Here is a 24,476-nt window from a genome sequence, read left to right on the forward strand (position 1 = left end):
GATGCTTCAGGAGAGTCAGATTGATAGTCCTTAGATTTGAGCGGGGAACAGTAGTTGCGGAGGGCGGAGCCATTCCCTTTGGTGTGCGCGATGCCAGTAGCGGCAACTATCGTGCCTCTGCTCACCTGCACGACGTGATCGTCAAACGCCTGGCCTCGAAAGGTGTGGAGTTTCGGGATGAGGCCGTGGCAAACTTACCCCTTAGCCCTCTTTCCTCTAACTTCAAGCTCAGAGACTACCAGGATGAGGCTCTAAGAGCTTGGAGGCAGGCCGGACGCAGAGGGGTGGTGGTTCTTCCCACCGGCGCTGGGAAGACAGTGCTGGCGTTGAAGGCAATCGAGGAGCTGGGTAAGGCCACTCTCGTTGTAGTTCCAACCCTAGTCCTCGTAGATCAGTGGAGGGAGAGGCTAAAGGAGGCTTTCGGGATCGATGTGGGCGTCTTGGGGGGAGGGCATAGGGATGTACGAGCCATCACCGTATCCACATATGATTCAGCTGCTATCCAGGCCCCTACCATAGGGAACAGATTCTGTCTTATTGTTCTGGACGAGGTTCATCACCTCCCTGCCCCGAGCTATAGACGAATAGGGTTCATGTATACTGCACCCCACCGTTTGGGCCTCACCGCGACCTTGAGCAAGAAAGAGGGTGCGGCGGATGCCATAATGGAGATGGTTGGGGAGCTGGTATATGAGACCTTCGTGGATGACCTGGCTGGGGTGCACCTCTCTGACTACTCGGTCTGCACTGTTCGAGTGCCCCTTTCTGAGGTGGAGCAACTGGAGTATGACCGGAGGTTCTCGCAATACAGAGGCTATCTCCAGAGGCGGGGCATAAAGATCCGGAGTGCAAAGGACTACCAGCGATTCGTGCAGAGGACCGGAAGGGATCCTGAAGCGAGACGGGCACTCCTCGCGAGAAATAGGGCGATGGACCTTGCCCAGAACTCATCTAGCAAGGTGGTTTATCTGAAGGGGCTCCTAGAGGAGAACCAGGACGAGAAAGCCATCATATTCACCCGGCACAACAAGTTGGTTTACCGCGTCAGCCGGTCTATGCTGATCCCAGCAATCACCCATCAGACACCAAGAGAGGAGCGGCAAGAGATCCTGGCGGGGTTCAAGGAGGGGCGTTACCTACGAGTGGTGACGAGCCAAGTCCTAGACGAGGGGGTGGATGTCCCAGACGCCTCTCTTGCAGTCATCCTGAGCGGGACGGGAAGTGGAAGACAGTTTATCCAACGCCTCGGGAGGGTGCTCAGGAAGAAGGGAGGAAAAAAGGCGAAGCTTGTGGAGCTCGTCTCGATGGGGACCGCTGAGACTCGGGCCAGCAGGAGGCGGAAGCAATGATGCTCGACTCTGAACATATCCGGGTAAGGCGGAGGAAGGGAACCATGAAGCCTATTTATGCCTCTGAGGAGGAGCTGGGCCTCGCGAAGACCCTAATCTCAGTGTACCGAGATTCCGTGGAAAAGGCTCGGAGAGAGCTGAGAGGGGCTGTCTCGGGATGTGAGGAGCTGGGATACAACTATAAGTTAGTTAGGGGGCTTTCCTCACTTCTGGAGGAGAGGTGTGCCTTCGAGAGCAGGGAGGTTATATCTCCCCTCGAGGCAAGGAACGCGCTCTTCGGCGATGCGGGTCGAACAGTTGTCGCCACCGAGAAGGGAAGGAACCGGGTCATGGCCAACACTGCCTTCCGGCTTGGGATCTCTACCCTCGAGCTAGAGCAGAGTCTCTATGCTGATCTCGATGATGAGAAGATACTGGCAGAATTTAATGAGCCTGAGTCCCATGACCTGTTGAAGGAGTACAATTTTGCCCTCACGATAGCCGTGATTGCCCATGGAAAACGGCTCGAGGTTAGTTACAATGGCAGTGATGGTAGACTAGAGGACGCAATGGATAAACTTGGGAAGAGCAGAGTCTCGAGGTCCGGCGGGGTATCGAGGCTTGTCGTGGAATGGAGACCTAGTAACCGGAGTGGTTACCGGGGGGCACTCATCGAATTGGTCATTTCAAGGTTGTTACAGTTGAAGGGGTGGGCACTTTCAGTGGCAGTAATATTCCCGTTAAAAGTGGGACGGGCTTATAGGCTAGAGCTTAGAGGGGACGTCGAGGGGGGGATGCTGAGTGCAAACTCCACGGGGGAGAACCTCCTCATCCCGGAGGTACAACGCACTTCTCCCCCCTTCCTCCGATCCGCCCCCCCCTCAAAAGTGAAGTCTAGTGGGGGGGTTATCATTGTGGATGATGTTGCCCGGAAGATGAGACTCACAGAGTCAGAGGTCAGAATGATGTATCGTGAGGAGAATCTTCTCGATCTAGGGGGAGTGCTAATCTCCCGGGAGAAGAAGGAGGAGACTCTTAAGGCACTTGGAGGAGCATCTGATATGAAGTTCGATGCCGTGAGGGTTATGTTGAAAAGACTCGGGGTCAAGCAGCCCGTGCCAGTCCTCGAGGCGTTGGGATTCGAGATCGAGTGGAACCGAGACCGTAAGGAGAGCTTGGTATACCGTCTGAAACGGGGTGGTTGAGCCCTTGTTGATGGCTCGATAATACAAAGTTAATTGATATCTAATATTTCATAATATGCTGATTGGTTCGGTTCTCTATTTAATGCATTAACGGGGCAGGTATGAAAAAATTTTGACGGATGGGAATGCCACTATTTTACCAATCATGTTCTGACCTGCAAAATCAGATTTTCTCCACGATTTTAGGGTGTAACTGTGGTACTTTAGGCGCAGTCTGGACACGGTTCCTCAGAATATCCTTTATATCTGCCCTCTCTTTCTAACTGGTGGTTGGCAGATATGGGTTATCAGAACATACAAGGAGCCACCGTGGTGGGCCTCAGGTGCAGCGACGGTGTGGTGCTGGCCGCGGAGAAGCGGGTGAGCTGGGGTCGGATGGTGGCGAGCAGGCACGGGAAGAAAGTGTTCCAGATCACCCCGAATATGGGACTAGCCTTCGCGGGGCTGGTCTCTGATATGCAAGCAATGACCCGGGAAGTCACCGCTTACGCTAATTTATATGACTTAGAGCACAACCGGGAGATAACTGTGAGGTCAATGGCTAAATTGATCTCAAATATGCTTTTCCAGAGGCGAATGATGCCTCTACTCATGGAGTCTGTAGTGGGGGGAGTCGACATTGACGGTCCAACGCTCTTTTCCATGGACCCTGTGGGGAGCCTGATACCTGACCCCTTCATCACCGCGGGGAGTGGTGCGCCTATCGCGATGGGATTGGTAGAGGCCAAATACTCTGAGTCAATGGATCTAGAGGCTGGAGCCAAGCTTGCGCTGGATGCGATCAGGTCCGCTGTGGCCAGGGACGTGGTCTCCGGTGACGGCGTGGATATATTGTTAATCCGAAGGGATGAGACCGAGGAAAGAACCCACACTACAAAGTCCTGACCGGCATCATGCCTGGATTATAGGAATTTTTCACCTCGGCGTGAGGATACCCATGGAGTTTTTGCACTTTTATTATCTTATGGGTCACATTTTTTTATGTTGAATGAGATCTTTTCTGAGCATTTTCAGTTTTATTTTTAGGTAGATTCGGGTTTTCCTCGCATGTGAGCGCAATAAAAATTAGGATGATAAATATTTTTGGTTTATTCATCCGCAGAAAAACTAAAACGCACCTCTAGTTTAGCAACGAGCTGGTGTGAGAAGAAAAATTAATAATAAATTTAAGGAAATATCGATATTCTTTATCTGAGAGAGAAGGTCCACTATTTTTTCCTCTTTTACTTCTGCAAAGCTTAATTCGCGTGAATAAATATCCCGGGTAAAGGATTAAATGGGGGTCGTTTATTAACAATTGTTGCTATGGGCTGGTAGTTCAGCGGTATGAATGCTCGGCTCGCATCCGAGAGGTCGGGGGTTCAAATCCCCCCCAGTCCACCAAAAATATTAGACGATAACTCTTCATTATATCCGCCCAATCGTGCGCCTTCTATTTTAACTTCATGTGAATTTATTTAGTTCAGGATGAAGTTAACGACGTCTTTAAAATCATTCTCAATTATTGTAAATTAGCTTGCTCAAAAATATCGTATAATCGTTCCGCACGTGCAGTATTCACTCTTTTGGTATTCTATATCCTCTAGAGAAGCATGATCTTTATCGGGATTTGCTGTAATCCATTTGCTACTTTTGGAGTGTCTTCCTTATTGCTCATATATTTGAGCTAGCAGTGTCTGCCTGTTATGGTACTTTTTTTCAAGAATTTTAGTGAGCAGCTTAAAATCGCCACTTTTTCCCTTTTTTTAACCTCCTATCCTATTTGAACGCCGCAGAGATGGACCCTTACCCCTAGGGTGTGGAACATTGATGCCTTTACGGCTAGAGCTTTATCAGAAGTCTCAGGGTCCGGCGCGTACACCACATTGATATGGTTGGACTTGTGCCTCGCCATCATTTGGTCCCTGGAGACGCCGTGGAGCACCGCGTGCATGATGGGCCACTGGGGGGTTGTGGCTAGAAGCCTCCTTTCGGTCTCTTCTTCTGGCAGATCCACTACTGTTGCCCGACCCATGTCGACATGGAGCCCCCCGTTCATCACATAGACTCTGCTCCAAACTATGTCGCCGGGCTTGCTCACCCCTTTTAGGGTCCCACCTCCGAGGCGGAAGTACATCGGGGGCTGCCTTTCGCTAGAGGCTCCCGTGTACCCTCCAACAAAGTGTGATGCGGGGGCGGACCCTGAGATAAGGAAGACCCAGACAAAGTCGTTGATGTTGTTGCTCTTGTAGTATTCTCCCCAACGGATATCGTGGAGGGTAGTGGAGGGGTCAAGCCCCATCGCTGTCCAGACCCGGTTAGTAATAAGAGAGTCGAGCCCGGTGCACTCATCCACCTCGTTGAAGTGGGGCAGAGCTTTCCCCCGATAAAGCTCATTTCCCGTCATAGGATCGAAGACAGGGGGCCTGTCTGGGTTGTTAAGTAGCCCCTCAGTTAGGTCTGAAGCGGGAACCAAATCCTTGAGCCCTTGTTGATATTGGATCCCGATGGTGTCACAACCGAATTTGGCCGCGATCCTCACCGCAGCTATGTACATCTTACACTGCTCAAGTAACTATTGGTCGGTTAGTTCCGTCTCCTCATCTGTCCCCGTGACGAAGGTCATACCCCTCTCCTCGAGCCAGCCCCTTACGCTCTGGGCCTCCTTATCGGTGACCTCGCGCATGGCAACAAAGAGGTCCGACTGGCTAAGGCGCTCCTTGTAAACCCCTAACTTATTGAGCTGCTCATCATCGATGATCGCGTTGTACATTCCCATGCACCCTTCGTCGAATATTCCCATTATTGCCTTTGATTGCATCAGCTCCTTGGCGAGTGATATACCCAGCTCAGACTCAACGGAGGGTAGTCTTCTTTGATCATAGTCCAGTACGTGGCTTGTATCGTGGGTGATCCTACCTTCGTCTATCCACTGGTGGATCCCGTTAAGGAAGAAGTTGTCAGTGAAGTCTATGCTCCAGATGGTACTAAACTTGACGCCCATCTTAGTAAGGGAGGCGTTGAGGTTGAGCATACCAACGAGCCCCGGCCACTCCCCGCTCCAGTTAGCCAGTGTGAGGATAGGTCCTCGGTGATCCCTGAGTCCCGCGAGGACATGGTGACTGTACTGCCACACAGCCTCTGCGACAATGATCTTTGCCTCTGGGTGGATTCCCTTGAAGACGTCCATTCCTATGCGTTGGTTCCAGATAAATCCGTGGCCTAATTGGGGGTCGTATTCATGGCCTCTGATGAGTGTGATACCTTCATTTGCAAAAGCTTTTATCACTTTCACCTCCATCGCCTTTTGGGCAGCCCAGCAGGTTCTATTCGCGGAAAGACGGAGGTCACCGCTTGCCACGAGGATCGCCGTATTTGCTCCAATAGGTTCTGGAATCTCTATTCTAGGAATCCTATAACCTGCCATGAACTCTTTCTGGCCCAGATCAATATATAATTCGATCATCAGGAGTCATGGAGAAAAGTCTTTTTCAATCGCCGATACCCAGAAAGGAAAAGGTTTCCAGTATGGCAAAGACCCGAAACTTCAATGAGAACTACCCCGTCAAGGACTTTTACATGAGGTTCGACCAGAGGGACACCGCTTTCGGGCAGCGTCTAAAAAGAACCGGGAGTATCGTGAACTTTGGGGGAGACGAGGACAAAACTGAGCGGATCAACCAGGGCATTTCCGGTTTTTCTCTGGTAGATTATGCCTTCAACTCCGCTGCTGGAATGTATGAAACCCTTCCAGGGAAGCACGACTCCCAGGGAACAGGTTTCTACTCTTGGGAACCCTTGGGAGTAGCCAGAAAGCCTGAGGGAGTCCTCCGTTGGGAAGGAACACCTGAGAAGGCAGCGAAGATAATTGTCAAGGCCGCAAAATATTTTGGTGCCGCTGGTATCGGGTTCACGAATATCGATAAGCGATGGGTCTACACCTACGCTAGGTTTGGGAGGGAGATTGTCTTTGAAGACGTCGAGGAGGGCTATCTCACTGATAAAAAAGCAGTGATCCCAGAGAGCCACAAATGGGTCATTGCCCTCACCGTTCCCATGGAGTATGAGGAAACGAGGTACAGCCCCACCCGGCTAGAGGTCGCCACCGCGATGGGGTACAGCAGAATGCATCTACTTGCAGGTCATGTCGCCGAGTTCATTAGAGGCCTCGGTTACCACGCAATCCCCTGTGGCAACGACACTGCTCTTAGCGTCCCCATCGCAATCCAAGCTGGTCTGGGCCATTTGGGACGTCACGGCCGCCTTATCACCTGGGAGCGAGGCCCCTTGGTTCGGATCTGCAAGATTTTTACAGATATACCCCTTCCCCAGAGTCCCCAGGCCCCCGGGGGCATCATCGAATACTGTGAGGTCTGTAAAAAGTGTGCAAAACACTGCCCTAGTCAAGCGATCGCCCATGGTCCTCGGGAGTGGATGGGACACAAGGGGTTCAATAATTCCGGAGCACTCAAGTGGTACAGCAACGCTGAAAAGTGCCTTGACTATTGGCATGAGATAGGACATGGATGTAATAACTGCTTTATGGTCTGCAGCTTTACAAAGCCCTCGGGGCTCAAGCATTCCGTGATAAAGTGGTTTATCAGAAACGTCCCGCTCCTGAATCGTTTATGGGTCTGGGCTGATAACGCCATGGGCTACGGTAAAATGAAGGATCCGATAAAATACTGGGAGCAAACCCTATGAGTTACATCAACTCCAACATCGTATTCTCGGATTGGAGGAGTATTGTCTATTTCTACGTCAGGATCTTTTGTTGCACTCAGGTACCCCCCTAGAGAGACCTGAGCGAGCACCAACGCGAATAATTTAGGCGATGCGGCATCTGAATAAAAGATATCCGCGGACATATACCTTACGAACAGGGTTTTATTACGAGCTAGGGAGAGGGTCTTGGAAGAACCAAGTACATGCCCTAGTTCAGACCTGTCGAAGACCAAGGATAAGTTTTTTTCCATCTATGTCAAATTCTTCTCTGTAAACGCCTCTTGGGAACTTGCCCTTAGTAAGCTCTATAGAAAGAGTTTCTGCCTTAATGTAATCCTCTTCAACTTTGAATACCTTCTCAATGAAGGGATCTCCGGTGTAGAAGGTTGTGATGTTATCATCGATCTCAAAGTCGGCCTGTTTCCTCAAGGATTGGATCCTCCGGACAATATCCCGGGCGATTCCTTCCCTCTCTAGATCCGGGGTAATTTCAGTCCTCACGCCTACTAGAAGCCCTGACTCCTCAACCACTGAGTATCCCTGAACTTGAACGGGGGTCACTTTTACTTCCTCCGGAAGGATCTCCACTATTTCTCTGGAGACGGTGATTTCCAATACTTCGCCGTCCCGGAGTTTAACGGCCTCGGACTTGCCCAATGCCTTTATCGCCTTTGCGACATTTTGAACGTTTCTACCATACTTTTTCCCAAGCAGAGAGTAGATGGGTTTCACCTCAAGGCCCATTAGCGCCTCGCTCTTACCTGTGAACCTCACTGATTTGACGTTAAGTTCTTCCTTAACGATGATTCTTAGGCTAGTAAGGGTCCTAATGGATTCAATATCGGCCACGACAACCGCTTCTGCTAGTGGCTGGCGGAGTTTAATGCCGCTGGTGTTTCGGGCGGCACGGCCCATGCTGCTAACTCTAATAGTAAGGTCCATCCTCTTCATGAGCTCCTCATCGATAAGGGCTTCATTGACCTCAGGCCATGAGCAGAGGTGGACGCTCTCAGGGGCATCAGACTCGACTCCTCGTACCAGCCTTTGATAGATCGCCTCTGTGAGGAACGGAGTGATGGGGGCCATGATCAGGGTCAGCGTCTTGAGGCAAGTGTATAGAGTGGAATATGCTGCCCGCTTGTCATCATCAGCCTCGCTCCTCCAGAACCTCCGTCTACTCCTCCTGATATACCATCGGCTGAGGACGTCAACGAACCTTTCGGTCTTCTTGCAGCTGGAAAAGACTTCATAACTAGCTAGCTCTTTTGTAGTGTGCCTCACCAAGGAGTTTAGCCTTGATAGTATCCACTTGTCCATCTCAGTAAGGGCTTCGGGCTGCTGCTCTGGAGTCCATCCGTCAAGGGATGCGTAGATGCTGAAGAAGTTGAAGATATTCAGCAGAGGCATGAAAAAGAGGCGCTTCACATCCCCTGCTCCTGTATACCCAAAGAGAATATCGTTCTCAGGCTTCCAACTGCAGAAGAGCCACCTCATAGTGTCGGCCCCCATTGTCTCCGCTGCATCGTCGAACCAAATCGCGTTACCCCAGCTCTTGTGCATCTGGCGTCCGTCCTCTGCTAGAACCGTACCGTGGCCCATAACTACCTCGAAGGGGGTCTTACGCTCTAGAATGGTGCTCATTGCGAGCATAGAGTAGAACCAGTTCCTAAACTGGCCTATATAGCACTCTGTAATGAAATTGGCGGGGAACCACTTTTTCCAGTATGATTGATCGGTCCTATAGTCTAGTGTAGAGTATGCGACTATACCGGCGTCAAGCCAGGGGTTCCCAACGTCAGGGATACGGCTCGCTGTGCCACCGCATTTATCACAACGTATTTTGACGGCATCTAGGTAGGGTTTGTGGGGGCTGTGACCGTTGAATTCTTCCCAGCCACTTATGGCTCTCTGCTCTAGATCTTCCTTGCTCCCCACTACGTCAAACCAGTTACAGTCGGGGCAGGTCCAGATGGGAAGGGCAAGACCATAGTAGCGCTTTTTAGAGATCATCCAGTCTTGCATGTTCTTGAGCCAATCTAACTCCCTAGAGAGGCCGAATTCGGGTATCCACCGAGCCTGTTTTGCGGAATCCATCATCTGATACCTGAGATTTGTCTCCTTCTCCTTTTCGGTGATCTCATCAAAGGGCTTATCGATGCCTCGACCCATGTTGATGAACCACTCCTCGGCATGGAGAAAGACTAGCTCGCTACCGCACCTCCAGCAGACGGGATATCTGTGAGTATAGTCCTGGACTCTGAACAGAAATCCCTTATCCTTTAAGTTGTCGAAGATTGTCAGGGGTGAGTCGTATACATGGGTTTTGGAGAGCTCTCCGAGCCCTTCTTTGAAAATGCCGTACTCATCTAGTGGCCCCACCACAGGGAGATTGTTTTTAATCCCTAACTCATAGTCTTCCTTGCCGGCCCCTGGGGCGATGTGAACCATCCCAGTTCCCTCAGTTTCTCCCACTTCTTCCCAGGAGATGATCCTATGGGCCTTAGGGACCCCGAGACTCTTTGGCAGTTCCAACTCGTCGTATGGTCCATCGTAGCTCCAGTCCAGCATCTCCGCTCCCTTGAGCTCTTCTAGGACCTCGTATCCCCCGTCAGGGAAAACTGTGGATAATGTCCCTTTGGAAAGATAGAGAAGCTCATCCTTGTGGCTTACTTTTACGTAGTCAAGCTCTGGGTGGACGGCAACCGCCACGTTGGATGTAAGAGTCCAGGGGGTAGTTGTCCAGAGCAAGAGCCTCCCCTCACGCCCTCTTAATGGGAATCTGAGGTAGACGCTAGGGTGAGTGATTTCTCGGTATCCCTCGGTCACGATCTCGTGCTGGCTAATTCCAGTGCTGCATCGTGGGCACCACGGCATCGCGTCGTGTCCTTTGTAGATGAGTCCTCTCTCGTGAAGCTTCTTAAGGACGCTCCAGATCATATAGTTATTCTCGTCGCTGAGGGTATAGTAACTCCCTCCTAACTCTCGAGAACCCAGCTTACCGACGAGCTCCTCTGCGGTCCCCGATACAGGGCCGTGGGTTCCCACGTATGTAGTCTCTCTCATTGGGGTTTCCATAGCTTCCTTTAGTTTCCGGAGTTCAGTTGGACTATTCCAGTCGGTCCACATCCCGAGCCTGATTGACTGCTCCGTCTGAACCGCTGAGAATTCTAACACTCTTTGCTTACACTTCTTCACAAACTCCGCGACGCCGTATCTCTCAATGTCCCTTTTGGACTTGAAACCGAGCTCCTTTTCTACCTCAACCTCGATCCAAAGCCCTTGACAATCAAAGCCATTTTGGTTCCTCACCTCTCGACCCTGCATGAACCAGTATCGGGCCCAGAGATCCTTGTAAGTGCGCCCCCAGGCGTGGTGAACTCCCATGGGGTTGTTCGCAGTTATGGGACCATCGATGAAGGTCCAGGGCTGTCTCCCAGCCTGAGTGGCAACCCTCTTCTCGTAGATTCTGTTCGAGTTCCAGAAATCCATGACTTCCCTGTCCATGGATGCTAAATCCACCTTGCTATCTAACTGCTTAAATATCATCAATCGTCACCCGTTCGCACTGCCAGAAACCTTTGTTGAAACACAACCGGGTGTCCATTGTTATAATCTCATTAAATTTAGCGGTCACCGGACATCCGAGGCACCAGAAGAATGGGTCTTGTATCCGAATAAAAAAGTTGAGGTAAGCCGTTACCTTATCTTGTTGATTTGAACTCGTTTAATAGGAACATGCAGAATGCACAGATCAACAACGTTGAAGAGGGAGCGCGTGAGGAACTCTATTAAAAATTCTTCCTTCGCCTTGCATACGCTGAAACCAAAGAATGTTTACCTAGATCTGTTCTGTACCAGTTGAGAGATATTACTTGGATTAGCAGGGTTCAAATATACGTCATGAACTCAACTGAGGTCAAACTCCTCTACCTTGATAAGGGGCTTCCGCATCGATGAAATACTTTTCAAGGGCGATTTGAATTTAAATTAGCGAGTCTGAGGGGAACAGCTGTGGAAATCGTTATAGTCGGCATGGGGTACGTGGGCATACCAGTAGCCGCCCTCTTCGCAGACGTCGATGGGTTCAACGTCACTGGGGTACAGCGGAGGTCCAAACGGTCGGGGTGGAAGATCGATCACCTCAACAACGGTAAAAACCCCATAGAAGGTGAGGAACCAGGACTCGCAGACCTCATCAAGAGGGTCGTGGAGAAGGGGGCGTTCAGAGCCACCGATGATACATCGGTCTACGGTGAAGCAGACGCCATTCTCATTGCCGTACAGACACCAGTTGACGAGAACCAACTTCCACGGTACGAGTCTTTAAGACAGGTCTCCCATGAAATTGGAAGTCAGTTGAAAAAAGGGACCCTCGTGATCTTGGAGTCTACTGTTGCTCCTGGGACCTCCGAGAATGTCGTTAAACCAATCCTTGAGGAGCAGTCCGGGATGAAGGCAGGAGTGGATTTCAACCTCATCTTCTCCTATGAGCGGGTTATGTTAGGCCGCCTCATCCATAACCTCACTAAATTAGACAGGATCATCGGGGGAATCACCCCCGAGTGTACAAGGAGAGGCATAGAGCTCTATTCTCATATCGTGGATGCCAAACTCCATGCAACTGATAGCCTCACGGCAGAGGTATCCAAGGTGACAGAGAATACGTACAGGGATGTCAACATAGCCTTTGCCAACGAGATAGCTATTATCTGCGAGAGTCTAGGCGTTGACGTCCATGAGGTTAGACGCCATGTAAACTCCCTCCCACATATCCCTGGAGATCCCGGGAAAAACCCCCTCAGAACTATGCACATACCCGGAGCCGGTGTTGGGGGGCACTGTCTCCCAAAGGACCCATGGCTCCTCAAGTACGGTCTCGATACGTATGGCAATTTTAGTTTTGATCCTAGGCTGATAATAGAGAGCCGGCGCATTAACAATTCCATGCCGAGCCATATGGTAGAGCTCATTAAGGAGGCATTGAGCAAAAAGGGCATCAATATAGAGGACGCCAAGGTTACCCTCTTAGGGGTGGCATTTCTTCCCAACTCAGATGACACCCGGAATACTCCGACATATTCCCTTTATAATCTACTCAAAGTGCTCTGTGCGGAAGTAATAGCCCATGATCCCTACGTCAAGGAGTATGAAAATCTAGAGATTAGCAATGATTTAGAGGCGACTATTAACGGCAGTGACGCCATTGTCCTTGTTACACGACATGAGGAGTACAAAGAATTGTCCCCGACATTATTGAGGGCAAAGATGAGGACCCCCGTTATAGTCGACGGACGCAACAATTTCAATCGGAAAACGTATCTCGAGGCAGGCTTTGCTTTTCTAGGGGTAGGGATCCCACGAGAATAAACTACGCCTTCTTCAACTGTTGATAGAGCCGCTATGTCTAATGACGTTTAAAAGTAGAGACTTAGTTTAGATGTCTATGGATAAACTGGCCATCAATGGGGGCCCACCGATTTCGGAGAGACGGATCGCGATCGCAAAGCCTGTATTCGATGAGAAGACCATCCAAGATGTTGAAGAGGTCATCAGATCAGGGTATTTGAGGCAAGGCCCAAAGACAAAGCTCTTCGAGGACAATTTTGCAGAGAGGGTTGGGGCGAAATATGCATATGCGGTCTATACTGGAACGGCTGCTTTACATGTTTCATATCTATCCGTCGTCAAGCCGGGGGATGAGATTATAGTGCCCTCGTTCACTTTCTTCGCAACCGCCAGCATGGCAATCCATTCAAATGCTGTACCAGTCTTCGCAGATATCGACCCTGGGACGTTCCTCATTGATACCGAAGACGTGAAAGAAAAGATCACGACCAAGACGAAAGCGATAGTCCCGGTCCACCTATTTGGGAACGCTGCTGACATGGACGCCCTATCAGACATCTCAGATGACCATGACATCAAAATAATCAGCGACTCCGCCCAAGCCCATGGAACCGAGTACGCCGGGAGAGACCTAGGCTCCTATGACGATCTCAACTGCTACAGCTTCTACCCGTCAAAGACCCTCACCACCGGAGAAGGGGGGATGGTCACCACCAACGATAAAGAGTTCGACAAGATCGGTCGCCTCCTAAGGAGCCACGGGGATAACAGTCGATACCACCACGTCATGATGGGGCTCAATTACAGGATGAGCGACATCATGGGGGCCATCGGCGTCAACCAACTCTCCAGACTCGACGAATTCCTCGAGACACGGAGGCATCTGGGTAACAAATATCTCGAAGGAGTCTCAAAGATAAGCGGGATCACCCCACAAAAAGTCGGGTCAAAAGTCAACCACGCCTACAGTTACTTTTCCTCGGTCCTCGAGCTGGATGAACTCAAGTGCACCAGAGACGAGTTCGTAGAGGCCGTGAACGCGGAGAACATCGACTGCGCAGTCCACTACCCGATGCCGTTGAACGTTCAGCCTGCGATACTTGACATCATGGAGCCTGCACCCTGCCCAGTCTCTGAGAATGTCTCCGCTAGAATATTCTCGCTTCCGATGCACGCTGAATTGACGAATGCAGACCTTGAGACCATCCTTAGAGGAGTTGAAAAGGTGGTCTCCCATTATCAAAAATAGGATTTACCCTAGTTTCATTTCTATCTCATATCCGGGTAAGACTGGGATTGGAGTTTCTTTTTCCTCCTGGTCTCGACCCAGCTTCCATAGATACCCCTCAGAGCTCAGAGCCCCCAGATTTGATCATTTTCGACCGGGCTTACGAGAACTTCAGCAGTGCGATCCGAAGCCATCTCGTTTGAAAAATGAGGTTATAGGATAATAATTTACTCATTCAGTGAATGAGCAGGAGCTTGAAGCTTACATAAAATGGGGTTCGGTGGAGTAGTCTTTCTCCCATTCACCCTTTTTTTCGTTGAACTCATCTATAGAGTACCTGATCCTGGCGGGATTTCCGTAGACCACCACATCTGGTGGGACATCCCTCGTGACTACAGAGCCCATCCCCACCACGGAGCGTGCTCCAATCCTGATCCCGGCTTTAAGGACAGCACCAGCACATATGACAGCGCCATCCTCGACTGTGACCCCCACCATCTTGGGAGACATGGGGAACGGGTCATTGGTAAATACCACTCCAGGACCCACGAAGACCCCGTTCCCGATCACCGTGAGAGGCGGAATGTAGGCGTTCCCCTCTATCTTGCAGTCCCTACCGATCTTGACACCGTAATCTATGTGGACGAGGCTCCCAATCTTGGTGTTGTCTCTGATCTCGGCGCCGTCCCCTATATATGTGAAATGCCACATTCTGACGTTGTCGCCCAGCTTAACATTCTTCCCGACATGATTCATGACCCCTGACACTGTAACACCATACCCAGAAGTAGCGATCAAAGATAAAAAACTTCTAGAGAAAAACAAATATGGACTTGCATAATATTTTAATCACTTGTTTCTCCGCGTCTAATATGTAAAAAATGAAATATGTTTATCTCCACGATTTAATTCTAGACCAAAGATATACCGTTTGGGCTGAATAGGCTTGGGTACTTACGCGTGAAATAATATGCAAAATTTATGTATTTGATATTATAAAATAGAATTAAAATGGTTAAACTTTTACAAGTAGGAAATCTTAAGGCAGAAAAAAATGAGAAAGCATATGGTTTTTGGAAAATAGCGGAAACACCTAGTACAGATATTGCATTACCAATTATTTTGATAAACGGGAAAGGTGATGGTCCAACTCTTTGCATTACCGCAGGCAGTAAACCCTGTGTTTATGCTGGAATAGAGGCGGGTATTAGGATCTCTAAATTAATTAATCCTGAAGAATTAAACGGTAAGCTCATAATATGTCCTGTAATTGACATTCCAAGTTTCAACACAATTACCTCAGATGTCTGTGCTATTGATCTCAAGCCAATTCCTAGAGAACCAAGAGAAACTGGTTCTATATCTAACATTATTGGTAAAGCTAGAAGAAAATTAATCTCAATGGCAGATTACGCTATTGATCTTCACGGCGGGGACCTTGATGAAAACTTAATTGAAGGAATCGTAATATCCGGATGGACCGGCGACATTGGTTACGATGAAAAGGTTATCAACTTAGTCAAATGGTTTAGGCCTAAGGCCTGGCAGAGAAAACCCGCCCTAATGACAAAAACTATTCCAAGTATTTTAATCGAGTCAGGTGGAGGCGGCAAACTCGAAGAAGGTCAGATCGATTTTCATATCCAGGGCCTAATAAATGTCATGAAGGGGCTTAAAATGATTGATGGTGAGCCGAAATCATCCATTCCACCAGATTTTGTTTACGGCATCGGTCAGAGGTTTGAACTTCGGGCAGGTCGTGGAGGGATCTATTATAGCAAAGTGTCTGCTGGAGATCATCTTGAAAAAGGGCAGGTGATAGGCACAATTGGCAATTTGTTCGGTGATACCGTTGAGACCTTAACCTCCCCTGTGACTGGAAGAATTATAGCATATTGGGATGAGAATAAAGTTTTAAATACAGGTGACATTATCGGAGTGGTCTATGCATCGGATACGGAAACAGACTATACAATCAAACCACCAAAAGGATAAGTTCAATAGGGTTAAATTATTTTTATCTCTGCAGTTTTTTTTATTAACTTTTATTTCTTTTTGTCCTGTAAGATTTTTTGTGGATTATCTTAACTATGTATATTTGTCTCCACATGGAGAAGCTTTTTCCTTCTGAAACGGGGGGGTACCGATAAGACTAATCCTGATCCTAGGGTAAATGTATCCGGTATGCCGTTACCTCAAATAACGAAAAACGCGCCTTATTATAGACTCTACAGTATCTAGTTTCCACGGTTCTCTCCTCTATAAGTTGTATTGGGTGGGCGCAAAGGGATCCGGTTAGTCCTCAACCTTTACCCCCAGATGGAGGATCACGAGTCCGATGAAATAGATCACTGTAGTGATAACAAATATCGGATAGAGTCCGTACGTGTCTGCGATATAGGCGGCGACCATAGCGGAGACAGGCATTACAATGTTATAAGGAATTGAAGAAAGTGCAAAACCTACTCCTTTCTGATGAGGTGGTGAAAGGCGCGCAATAAGAGTCATATGGGCGGGCATGCCGAGAGTGCCAAAGAAACTGTGGATTATATAAGCGATCATGAAGAACCAGTATCCCCTAACTAAAAAAGCGAGAGCAAAGAATGCATAGGATCCAAAGAGAGTCATTACAAACCATCGTTTCTCTCCATATCGGGAGGCAAGTTCTCCTCCTAGGGGATTGGCAATGATGCCAATCAGAGAGCTGACTCCAAGCATCATACCTATTTGGCCAATTGTCCATCCTTGGACCTCTACGAGCCAAATGCTCATGAAACCTGTGGTGAGGCCTCCCCCAAAGCGTCTCACGGCGGCAGAGAAGAGAAGAAAGAACATATTAGAGTTGAGGAGAGTTTCAATAGTTTCTCCTTCATCCCAGGCTTCTTGGACCTCTTTCGTCAACAACTCAGTGGCGGGTTTCACAAAATAAAGGGCAACGAGCCCAAGCAGTATAGGAATGATCCAAAAACCGTAGATCTGTCTCCAGCTAAAAGCCAAGACTCCTACCAGAATCGAGATGCTTAGGGGTCCTAGGGATGTCCCTGCTGTACCCCCACTGTTAAAGATCCCCATAACTCTGGTGCGATCCTGAGGCCTAGTAGTGTTGAAGACATAGCTCTGAGAAGCAGGGTGATAGATGGTGGTAGTCAACGTGAGGAGAGTGGAGGCAACAATGAACATCCAGGGAGTTGAAGAAACGCTCCCTAAAAGTGTCCCCATTGCGGCGATCACAATACTAAGCGCAATAATCTTTTTTGTGCCGAACTTATCGGAAATAATCCCACTGGGAATGCTTAAAAGAAACTGGAAGATGCTGGGGATTGCAATTATGAGGCCAACCTGTTGATAGGTGAGGCTAAACTCCGCCTTGAGAACTGGGAAGAGGGTGGACCGAATATTCCCAGCTGCATGGACAAGCATGTGGGTCAGAACCAGGATAAGAAGATTTGAGCTCAATATCCCCTTCCTATTTGACTTTTCGCTCCCCCCTATCTCAATCAACGTTTTCGACTTCCATAGGAATTGGGTTTCATTTTACCTTTGCGCGCGTAATAATGTTGACTGATATAACAACAGCGTTTCAAATATTAGTCGGAGGGATTAGTGAGTCTATCCTGGAATCAGTCAATCCATATCGATAATTAGTCTTCAAACAATATAGGCAGAGAAAATCGGGAAAAATACAAAGAGACTGAAAATCTAACGCAGTAATTACCCCCAATTATAAGTAGGTTATTTGAACACGCATGAGTAACAAGAATATTTCATAGATACGAACTGGTCATTCAAAGTACACACATTCACCGGAGTCATCGGAGAAACAACACTGTCCTGGTCCCCATCTGACATTGCAGACATCCCCAACGATTACACTGTGAATCTGGACACTCCAACGAACTCTGTGGATATGCGTGAAGAAACCCAGTACACGTGGACCGCGCAAGCGTCCACCACATACACATTCACAATCACCTTGACGAGTGAAACCGAGTTTACCCTGGAGTTAAAAGCGGGGTGGAACATGGTTTCCCTTCCAGTGGTTCCCGATGACCCCGCGGCCAGTGCTGTTATGCCACCTGGGGTTTTCTACCAGTTGGTAACTTGGACTGGCACAAGTTATGCCTTATCCACAGAGTTTGAAGCAGGTCGCGGATACTGGTTGCTGGTGCTGCAGGATGTAGACGTCACTGTTTCCGGACCGCCTGTGGATTCGTTGAGTCTGGGACTCTCCACGGGCTGGAACATGGTTGGGGGGACTATTGATGAGGTGCAAGCTAATGACGTGTTCCCTGGCTTCTACCAGCTGGTGACTTGGACCGGTACGAGCTATGCCTTGGCAACTGCATTCGAGCCTGGACGGGGATACTGGGCTCTGGTCCTGGCGAATACACAGATCGAACTACCCCCCAGCTGATCGAGTAATTCTATGAGAAACTACTGAGGATTGCAAAGCGGGGCGCGCGATTTCGACGACGTTAAACTTTTCAAGAAACGAAAATAGCTCAACGGTTCGGTGGAATTTTATAAGTGTAAAAATCAGAAAAAAAAAAGTAGTTTTTGTCTAAAGATTCATACCCTTAGGCTGCTCTCTCGGCCCACATTTTATCGTGTTCAATGAATTCGATTACAACGTATTGTAATGTATCATCAACTTTGCGGATGCCGTGTATATCACCTTCAGGAGTATAAAGTAACGAGCCTGCGCATACATCGTGCTCAACGCCCTCAGCGACACCAGTTCCTCTACCTCTAAGGAAATACATGATCTCCTCGGGATTCCGATGATCGTGTAGTGTTAAGCCCGTGGTGTTTGTCTGGATATCCACGCCATGCATTCTAAGTGCGCCCATTACCGCGTGTTCTTCCTCCTTGAACAGCTGAGTATAGCCTACCATTACCCGACTAGAGTGATGCTGAGGAACCTTGTACATATTATTGACCCTGGATTTAGCCCACCGCATTGCTGGTCTGGGGAGCTTGTATGAGACAGTGAGTATTCTTACTTCGCCCTCTCCATCGTGGCAGAGGCTGTGTTTCTTGACGGCTTCTGAATCCTCCCATCGTTTGTTACATGGCATGAACCATGCAGAATCCTGATGTATCAGGCTTCCGTTGTGGCCATTCTGTTTAGCACAACCCTGAACAATGTAGTGTTGGAACTCGGTCAAAGGTTCATTAAAAACCACCTCTCCTCCTTTGGAGAGAACATAGTGCCTAACGCCAAGTCCACCGGGTTTACTCTGTTCAGGTTTCAAAAGGACTCGTTCAATAACGCCTGGTGCTATTTCCTTTCCGGAAACATTATTTATATTTACATGCATTTCATTTCTCTCCTATTTCCATGCTGGACGGTTTGTTTCTCCTTGATAGCCTCTCTCAGTCCAAGACTTGTCATGTTCGATCAGCTCCATGCATATGTATTCAAGAACGTCATCTGTTGGATTCCAGATACCGTGCAGTGTACCTTCTCGGGTATAAAGATATGAGCCGGGTCGTACATCGTAAACTACGTCCTCAGCCATGGCTTTCCCGGTACCTCTCAGGAAATACATTATCTCAGCAGGATTTCTATGGCCTTGGAGTTCACCTTTCTCGTCAAATCGGCCTTTGTGCTGACCGGGTGGATGAGTTTGTATATCCAGAGCGTGGAACCTTAGGGCCCCCATTATTGCATGCTCCTCCTCGGTGAACATTTGGCTGTACCCAATACTGGTTTGATGAGGGGAAAGAACTTGGAATAGATGCCGTGACCTGCTTTTTGCCCACCTGAAGGCGGGCCTTGGTACTTTGAACGCTACAACGAATATCCTTGTCTCGCCTTCTCCAACATGTGTAAACCGCTGAGCCCGTAAGCCCTTTGCTTGTTTTTCCGGATCGTGTGTCCCGGCAGGTGCAAAAATTGCTGTATCGGCCGTTCCACTTGTTGCTCGGCCTGAAATGATATAGTGTTGGTATTCAGTCATCTCATTCTCGATAACCAACTGGCCACCATCAGTGAGTGTATAATGAAAAGCGCTGCACATTTGTTCGTCGTCGCCTTGTTCCTCTGTCATAAGCACTTTTTTGATGACTCCTGGGGCAATTTCTTCTCCTTTGATGTCTTCAACATTTACGTGCATATTAATTCTAGATCACTGTAGGTTAAGCTTGATTTAAAATTTTTCTCAGAGTTAATTAGGGCTATAATAATAAAGAGGTGAACTGAGAGGATGAATTTAGAGTTTAATAAAATAAAAAAAATTATAAAGATTAAATGGTTTATGTTATCGCTAATTTAAATGACTCTTCTAGAATGCTGAGCCCTGCATCAATCTGTTCTTCAGTAGTCACTAAATGAGGCGTTAATCGTATAACATTATTATTACCATATCGGCCCATGGATCTGATCAAAAGTCCTTTTCTATAGGCATTGTCCACGATTCTATTTGCTAGCTCATTAGCCGGATTCTTTGTCTTCCTATCTTCTACAAGCTCTATACCTAGCATAAATCCGATTCCCCGTATATCTCCTATATTCTCGAATCTCTCGGATAATTCATTCAGCCTTTTTTTGATCATGAGTCCCTGCCTCGAAGCCTTCGCAAGAAGCTGTTCCTCTTGCATCACCTCCAAGACAGCTGTGGCTGCGACACAGCTAACTATATTTCCTGAGAAAGAACCAACCGTGCCTCGAGCTATGGAGCCACATTTGTCTATAATATCACTGCTAGTAGCTACTGCTGAGATGGGTAAACCACCACCCATTGATTTTCCCAGACAAACTATATCTGGGACAATATCCCAGTTCTCGACTGAAAGGAATTTTCCTGTTTTACCAAATCCTGAGAACACCTCATCGACGAGTAAAAGTATCCCCTTCTCATCACACATTTTTCTTAGACCCTTTAAATAGCCTGGTGGTGGAGCCAAGACTCCGCTATTAGCCGGCAAGCCTTCAATAATAATTCCAACGATTTCTTCAGGGTAATAGCTTTCAAAAATCTCTTCAAAATAAGACAAACATACGAGGTTACAGTTTTCAAAGTTATGACCCATGGGGCAGCGATAACAATAGGGCCATGGTGCGTACAAAATTTCTGTGATGAGTGGGGACAGACCTCCCTTGAACATATGTTTGCCGACTCCAGCAAGACGGGAACAATCGACTGTACCCTCCCCAAAGTTTAGTCCATGATAACTTATGATGATCCTTTTTTTTGTATAGTCCCGAGCAAGACGAGTCATCAAGTCTATGGCTTCGCTTCCAGTGGCGGTATACCCAATCTTGCCGTTACTCAAATCTCCTGGTAGCCACTTTAGTAATTTTTCTGCGTAATCTATGAATGGGACTGATTGACCAGCACCTCCTGACGATGTCTTTAATTGCTTTTGGACCGCCTCTATTACCCTCGGATGGTTGGAGCCAACAGCGTTTATAGACGAACTAAAACTTAAAAATGCGTTACCATCCAAGTCCTCGACCATGGCATTGTATGACCTTTTAACGGCCAATCCCCGTTTTGAAGGAGAGCGGGGTTTCATAAAAGTCCGAGATTTCCGAATCATAATCTCTTTAGATTTAGGTCCAGGGAGATTCGTGGAGATATTGGGAACAGAAAACTTTTCTTTATTCATGTCTGTCCTTGATGTCAGTAAATATTAAAGCATTTCGCAACCTATTCTTTTAGGCTCCCGCGTGTGAAAAAGACCACTAACAACCCACAATTAAAGTAAATGGGTCATATTATGATTCCTATAGCGTTGCTGACCAAATTTATTTACTAGGCAGTAGACGAAAAAAGAACTAAAAAGCCTTATTTTTCTCTTCTTGTTAAATTCTAAAAAAGTCACAGGTCTATATTATATCTTTTTAATTTATTCCTCTTATTGGTGAGCGATTCGACTCTCCAAGTATACAATACCTTATACGATTTGTCGACAATCTTCTCCTTGGGATTGTAATATATGGTCAGGTTATCGGCAGAAAGATTGAATCGGATCTCGTTTGCATCTTTTAAGGCTGCAGGATGTACCGACACAGAGGCGGAGCGGATCAGTGAACTACTTGTCCTGGCTAATCTAAGAGGCCACGACTCCCATGGAGCTGGGGTTTACATTCCCGTTTATATTCAAAGAATTCACTCCGGGATGATCGTGCCGGGAGCTGTCCCGGAGATCGTGAATGAGACGCCAGCTATGGCTCTCCTAAATGGCAATAATGGGCCAGGGCAGACGAATGCCACCAGAGGTATGAAGATCGCTATCGAGAAGGCCAAGAATATTGGTGTGGGAGTTGTATCCATTTTTAATTGCAACCACATAGGCCGGATGTCTGACTATGCTGAAATGGCGGTAGAGCAAGACATGGTAGGCTATCTTACAGCAAATGTCGGGGGCAGCTCGGTGGCCCCCTATGGCGGGGCAAAAGGCGTCTTTGGGACTAACCCCCTATGCTACGCGATACCCGGGGGGGAAGAGGAGACAGTAATTGTGGACTTTGCCACCAGCTTCTTCGCGGGGGGGAAGCTCAGCGTTGGGATGGCCAGAGGCACCCAACTTCCTGAGGGGGCACTTATCGACCACAATGGCAACCCTTCCACAGATCCGTCAGTCTACTGGACAAAGCCTAAGGGATATCTTCTCCCCTTTGGCGGCATGGTTGGTTACAAGGGCTACGGGCTGTGCATGATAGCTGATCTCTTGGGCGGAGCGTTATCAGGTAATGGCTGTGCCTCAGAGGCCTTCACAAACGGAGTGCTAATGATGGCATTAGATGTTTCTAAGTTTAGGTCTGTGGACGATTTTAAGGCAGATGTGGATAAGGTTGTTCGCACATGCAAAAATATTCCACCTCAAAAGGGGTATGTAGGCCTGAATGGGGAAACTGAAGTCCTTGTTCCTGGGGATCCTGAGCGTATTGCTGAGGAGAAACATCGGAAAGAGGGTATTTACATCTCTGATATTACATGGGCCAAGATGGTTGAGGCCTCCAGCGGTGTTGGTGTTGACATAGACGGGATCGAGTAATTGATTGTCCCCGTTTATGCTCAGTTTGTTCTCCTTGCTCCCGAACACTAAGTTTTCTTATAAAATTTTTCTTGGCTAGAAAGGGAGTACCCTGCTAGGTGTTCATCAGAAGGCCTTCAGAATTGTCTATAAAACAGAGATTTACCCTGACTAGAGGGGAGCGTATGAGGCAGCTAAAGAACGAAAGGGAAAGTTGACCAACTTATGATGATTCAGTATTTTCCTATACTATTTACACGCGCTCAGCCATATGTAAGGCTGGGTAATAGCTGTGAATCACCTTGATTACCGGGAGCTTGTAAGATTCGCTGGTCTCGAGACTCTATTAGTGGTTAATCTCCGAACAGCTAACTATTAGGGTGCTTAAAGCTGCTCAGTTTGTCCCCCGCCTTTTTTGTCCCCGATCACTCTGAAAATCACAAGAGATATTCCAAAGGACCAGAAGGAGAAAACAGTCATGGTCCAAAAGACGGCCTTAAGGTTAAAGTTATCCGCGAGATAGCCTGCTATAGTGGTAGAGACGGAACCAAGTCCAAATGCAAAGAAGAACATCACCCCGTAGGCCATACTCATGAGGGCGCCGGGTGTGATTCTGTTCAGCAAAGTGGTCATGGTTGGCTGGTGCCCAAAGAAGAAAACACCGTAGGTTAACAAGAACCCCCAAACTCCTAAGGTTGAAGGAACCAGAAGGAGAATTATCATACTGAATACAATTCCCGCTGATGTCAACACGAGGAACTTTCGGGGCGTGTACTTGTTAGCGGCCCAGCCCCCTAAAAGCTGGCCTGGCGTTCCAAAGAAAAGGAGAGCGGAGGCAAAGAAGGCTGCGAGTTGCCCTGTGAACCCCCTCTCTAGCACTAAGAAGGTGGGGAAGAAGAGCTCCACACCTCTCTGGAAGAGTCCTATAATGACATTGTAGATTATGAGGATCCATAGTCCAGGGACTTTTAGCACATCAACTAGAGGTGTTTTCTCAGCCCACTGAGGCTCTTTGACCAACGGGATCCCCCGCATCAGGATGCTTGTCGCGACTGAGACTGTACCAAAAAAGATGAATGCGTAGCGCCAGTGGAACATAGCCCCGATGAAATAAGCGATGGCGGGTGTAACCATCTGTCCTAAGCTCCCTGATGCTCCATGGACACCCATGAACCATGCCGTGTTTTTGGGAAAAAAATTTGCTATGAGCGTATTCGCCGTGGGGTGGTAGAGGCTCGCCGCTAAGGCTATCCCCCAGAACCCTACTATGAAGAAAGAGAGCTTACTAGGGAGAAAAAAGATGGCTGTAGCCATGCCGGCGAGCCCTAAACTAATTCTGGCTACCCTAACGAGTCCTACCCGACTAGAGAGGGGTCCCCCTAAAAGGGCTCCCAGACCGTAGAGGAAAAACGCTACTGTAGATATGGCTCCAATGGTTTGGAAGGAGACTCCTAGGTCCCTAGAAATGTCGTCTAGGAGGGGCGGGAGCACCAAGAATAAGGAGTGGTTAAGCGAATGGGCCAATCCCATGAGTAGAAGCACGCCATTCCCCTTTTTCATGGTCTTCAACTCTTTGAAAGACCATCCTATCAAAGATAAGCATTGCAATGGAGATAGCCCCATCTATAATTTGCCTAAATTAAAGTGCAAACGTGTAGAATTAGGCAAGAGTATTTTTGC

16 protein-coding genes, 1 tRNA gene and 1 pseudogene are annotated in these 24,476 nt (G+C 48.2%); 10 read left to right on the forward strand and 8 right to left on the reverse strand.

Annotated elements, in window-relative coordinates:
* Positions 1-20 precede the first annotated feature (20 nt).
* From QGG23_06210 to QGG23_06225, 4 genes are all read left to right on the forward strand, one after another.
* The gene (locus tag QGG23_06210) at positions 21-1,349 is read left to right on the forward strand and encodes a DEAD/DEAH box helicase family protein (protein ID MDP6049019.1); all 1,329 of its coding nucleotides are present in this window, start codon (positions 21-23) and stop codon (positions 1,347-1,349) included.
* Positions 1,346-2,533, forward strand: a complete 1,188-nt coding sequence (locus QGG23_06215; GenBank protein ID MDP6049020.1) for a DUF790 family protein — start codon at positions 1,346-1,348, stop codon at positions 2,531-2,533. The genes QGG23_06210 and QGG23_06215 overlap by 4 nt, the downstream gene beginning before the upstream one ends.
* A 279-nt stretch (positions 2,534-2,812) precedes the next feature.
* Complete coding sequence (psmB, locus tag QGG23_06220) at positions 2,813-3,418, forward strand: archaeal proteasome endopeptidase complex subunit beta (protein MDP6049021.1); 606 nt, start codon at positions 2,813-2,815, stop codon at positions 3,416-3,418.
* A 422-nt stretch (positions 3,419-3,840) separates the two neighbouring features.
* Positions 3,841-3,916: transfer RNA gene (locus QGG23_06225), tRNA-Ala, on the forward strand.
* A gap of 370 nt (positions 3,917-4,286) precedes the next feature.
* Here QGG23_06225 and QGG23_06230 read toward each other — a convergent pair.
* Positions 4,287-5,939: pseudogene (locus tag QGG23_06230) on the reverse strand (fucose isomerase).
* Between the two features lie 101 nt (positions 5,940-6,040).
* Here QGG23_06230 and QGG23_06235 point away from each other — a divergent pair.
* Complete coding sequence (locus tag QGG23_06235; GenBank protein MDP6049022.1) at positions 6,041-7,216, forward strand: reductive dehalogenase; 1,176 nt, start codon at positions 6,041-6,043, stop codon at positions 7,214-7,216.
* 234 nt (positions 7,217-7,450) lie between these two features.
* Here QGG23_06235 and QGG23_06240 read toward each other — a convergent pair whose 3' ends face one another.
* Entirely contained in the window at positions 7,451-10,783 is a 3,333-nt protein-coding gene (locus QGG23_06240; GenBank protein ID MDP6049023.1) for a class I tRNA ligase family protein, read from the reverse strand.
* A 465-nt stretch (positions 10,784-11,248) separates the two neighbouring features.
* On the opposite strand from QGG23_06240, the gene QGG23_06245 reads away from it, so the two are divergent.
* Entirely contained in the window at positions 11,249-12,604 is a 1,356-nt protein-coding gene (locus tag QGG23_06245) for a nucleotide sugar dehydrogenase (GenBank protein MDP6049024.1), read from the forward strand.
* Between the two features lie 76 nt (positions 12,605-12,680).
* Positions 12,681-13,832, forward strand: coding sequence for a DegT/DnrJ/EryC1/StrS family aminotransferase (locus QGG23_06250; GenBank protein ID MDP6049025.1), 1,152 nt, complete (start codon positions 12,681-12,683; stop codon positions 13,830-13,832).
* Between the two features lie 240 nt (positions 13,833-14,072).
* On the opposite strand, the gene QGG23_06255 is transcribed toward QGG23_06250, so the two are convergent.
* Positions 14,073-14,567: an acyltransferase gene (locus QGG23_06255; protein MDP6049026.1), complete on the reverse strand. Its 495-nt coding sequence runs from the start codon at positions 14,565-14,567 to the stop codon at positions 14,073-14,075.
* A gap of 255 nt (positions 14,568-14,822) precedes the next feature.
* Here QGG23_06255 and QGG23_06260 point away from each other — a divergent pair, with 255 nt between their 5' ends.
* On the forward strand, positions 14,823-15,806 hold the full coding sequence (locus QGG23_06260; GenBank protein ID MDP6049027.1) for a hypothetical protein: 984 nt from the start codon (positions 14,823-14,825) through the stop codon (positions 15,804-15,806).
* Positions 15,807-16,106: 300 nt separating this feature from the next.
* Here QGG23_06260 and QGG23_06265 read toward each other — a convergent pair whose 3' ends face one another.
* Positions 16,107-17,267 carry an MFS transporter gene (locus QGG23_06265; GenBank protein MDP6049028.1) on the reverse strand — a complete coding sequence of 387 codons (1,161 nt, stop codon included), beginning with the start codon at positions 17,265-17,267 and terminating at the stop codon, positions 16,107-16,109.
* Between the two features lie 418 nt (positions 17,268-17,685).
* Here QGG23_06265 and QGG23_06270 point away from each other — a divergent pair, with 418 nt between their 5' ends.
* The gene (locus tag QGG23_06270) at positions 17,686-18,225 is read left to right on the forward strand and encodes a hypothetical protein (protein ID MDP6049029.1); all 540 of its coding nucleotides are present in this window, start codon (positions 17,686-17,688) and stop codon (positions 18,223-18,225) included.
* Positions 18,226-18,388: 163 nt separating this feature from the next.
* Here QGG23_06270 and QGG23_06275 read toward each other — a convergent pair whose 3' ends face one another.
* The 3 genes from QGG23_06275 to QGG23_06285 all read right to left on the reverse strand — a co-directional run bounded on the left by QGG23_06275 (position 18,389) and on the right by QGG23_06285 (position 21,425).
* Positions 18,389-18,997, reverse strand: a complete 609-nt coding sequence (locus tag QGG23_06275; protein ID MDP6049030.1) for a hypothetical protein — start codon at positions 18,995-18,997, stop codon at positions 18,389-18,391.
* A gap of 147 nt (positions 18,998-19,144) precedes the next feature.
* Positions 19,145-19,930 (reverse strand): cupin domain-containing protein, encoded by a 786-nt coding sequence (locus QGG23_06280; GenBank protein ID MDP6049031.1) that lies wholly within the window; start codon positions 19,928-19,930, stop codon positions 19,145-19,147.
* A gap of 139 nt (positions 19,931-20,069) precedes the next feature.
* Positions 20,070-21,425 (reverse strand): aspartate aminotransferase family protein, encoded by a 1,356-nt coding sequence (locus tag QGG23_06285; protein MDP6049032.1) that lies wholly within the window; start codon positions 21,423-21,425, stop codon positions 20,070-20,072.
* 330 nt (positions 21,426-21,755) lie between these two features.
* Between QGG23_06285 and QGG23_06290 the strand changes: the two genes are divergently transcribed.
* A complete protein-coding gene (locus QGG23_06290) occupies positions 21,756-22,817 on the forward strand; it encodes an Ldh family oxidoreductase (GenBank protein ID MDP6049033.1) in 1,062 nt (353 codons plus the stop codon).
* 363 nt (positions 22,818-23,180) lie between these two features.
* Here QGG23_06290 and QGG23_06295 read toward each other — a convergent pair whose 3' ends face one another.
* Positions 23,181-24,356 carry an MFS transporter gene (locus QGG23_06295; protein MDP6049034.1) on the reverse strand — a complete coding sequence of 392 codons (1,176 nt, stop codon included), beginning with the start codon at positions 24,354-24,356 and terminating at the stop codon, positions 23,181-23,183.
* Between the last annotated feature and the right edge of the window lie 120 nt (positions 24,357-24,476).

It is taken from the genome of Candidatus Bathyarchaeota archaeon (genome assembly GCA_030739585.1).
Taxonomy (GTDB): domain Archaea; phylum Thermoproteota; class Bathyarchaeia; order TCS64; family TCS64.

Excerpts from the sequence above, each read along its gene's own strand:
- QGG23_06215 (MDP6049020.1), top strand. The coding sequence starts at position 1,346 with ATGATGCTCGACTCTGAACATATCCGGGTAAGGCGGAGGAAGGGAACC.
- psmB (MDP6049021.1), top strand. The coding sequence starts at position 2,813 with ATGGGTTATCAGAACATACAAGGAGCCACCGTGGTGGGCCTCAGGTGC.
- QGG23_06235 (MDP6049022.1), top strand. The coding sequence starts at position 6,041 with ATGGCAAAGACCCGAAACTTCAATGAGAACTACCCCGTCAAGGACTTT.
- QGG23_06240 (MDP6049023.1), bottom strand. The coding sequence starts at position 10,783 with ATGATATTTAAGCAGTTAGATAGCAAGGTGGATTTAGCATCCATGGAC.
- QGG23_06250 (MDP6049025.1), top strand. The coding sequence starts at position 12,681 with ATGGATAAACTGGCCATCAATGGGGGCCCACCGATTTCGGAGAGACGG.
- QGG23_06255 (MDP6049026.1), bottom strand. The coding sequence starts at position 14,567 with ATGAATCATGTCGGGAAGAATGTTAAGCTGGGCGACAACGTCAGAATG.
- QGG23_06260 (MDP6049027.1), top strand. The coding sequence starts at position 14,823 with ATGGTTAAACTTTTACAAGTAGGAAATCTTAAGGCAGAAAAAAATGAG.
- QGG23_06280 (MDP6049031.1), bottom strand. The coding sequence starts at position 19,930 with ATGCACGTAAATGTTGAAGACATCAAAGGAGAAGAAATTGCCCCAGGA.
- QGG23_06285 (MDP6049032.1), bottom strand. The coding sequence starts at position 21,425 with ATGAATAAAGAAAAGTTTTCTGTTCCCAATATCTCCACGAATCTCCCT.
- QGG23_06290 (MDP6049033.1), top strand. The coding sequence starts at position 21,756 with ATGGTCAGGTTATCGGCAGAAAGATTGAATCGGATCTCGTTTGCATCT.
- QGG23_06295 (MDP6049034.1), bottom strand. The coding sequence starts at position 24,356 with ATGAAAAAGGGGAATGGCGTGCTTCTACTCATGGGATTGGCCCATTCG.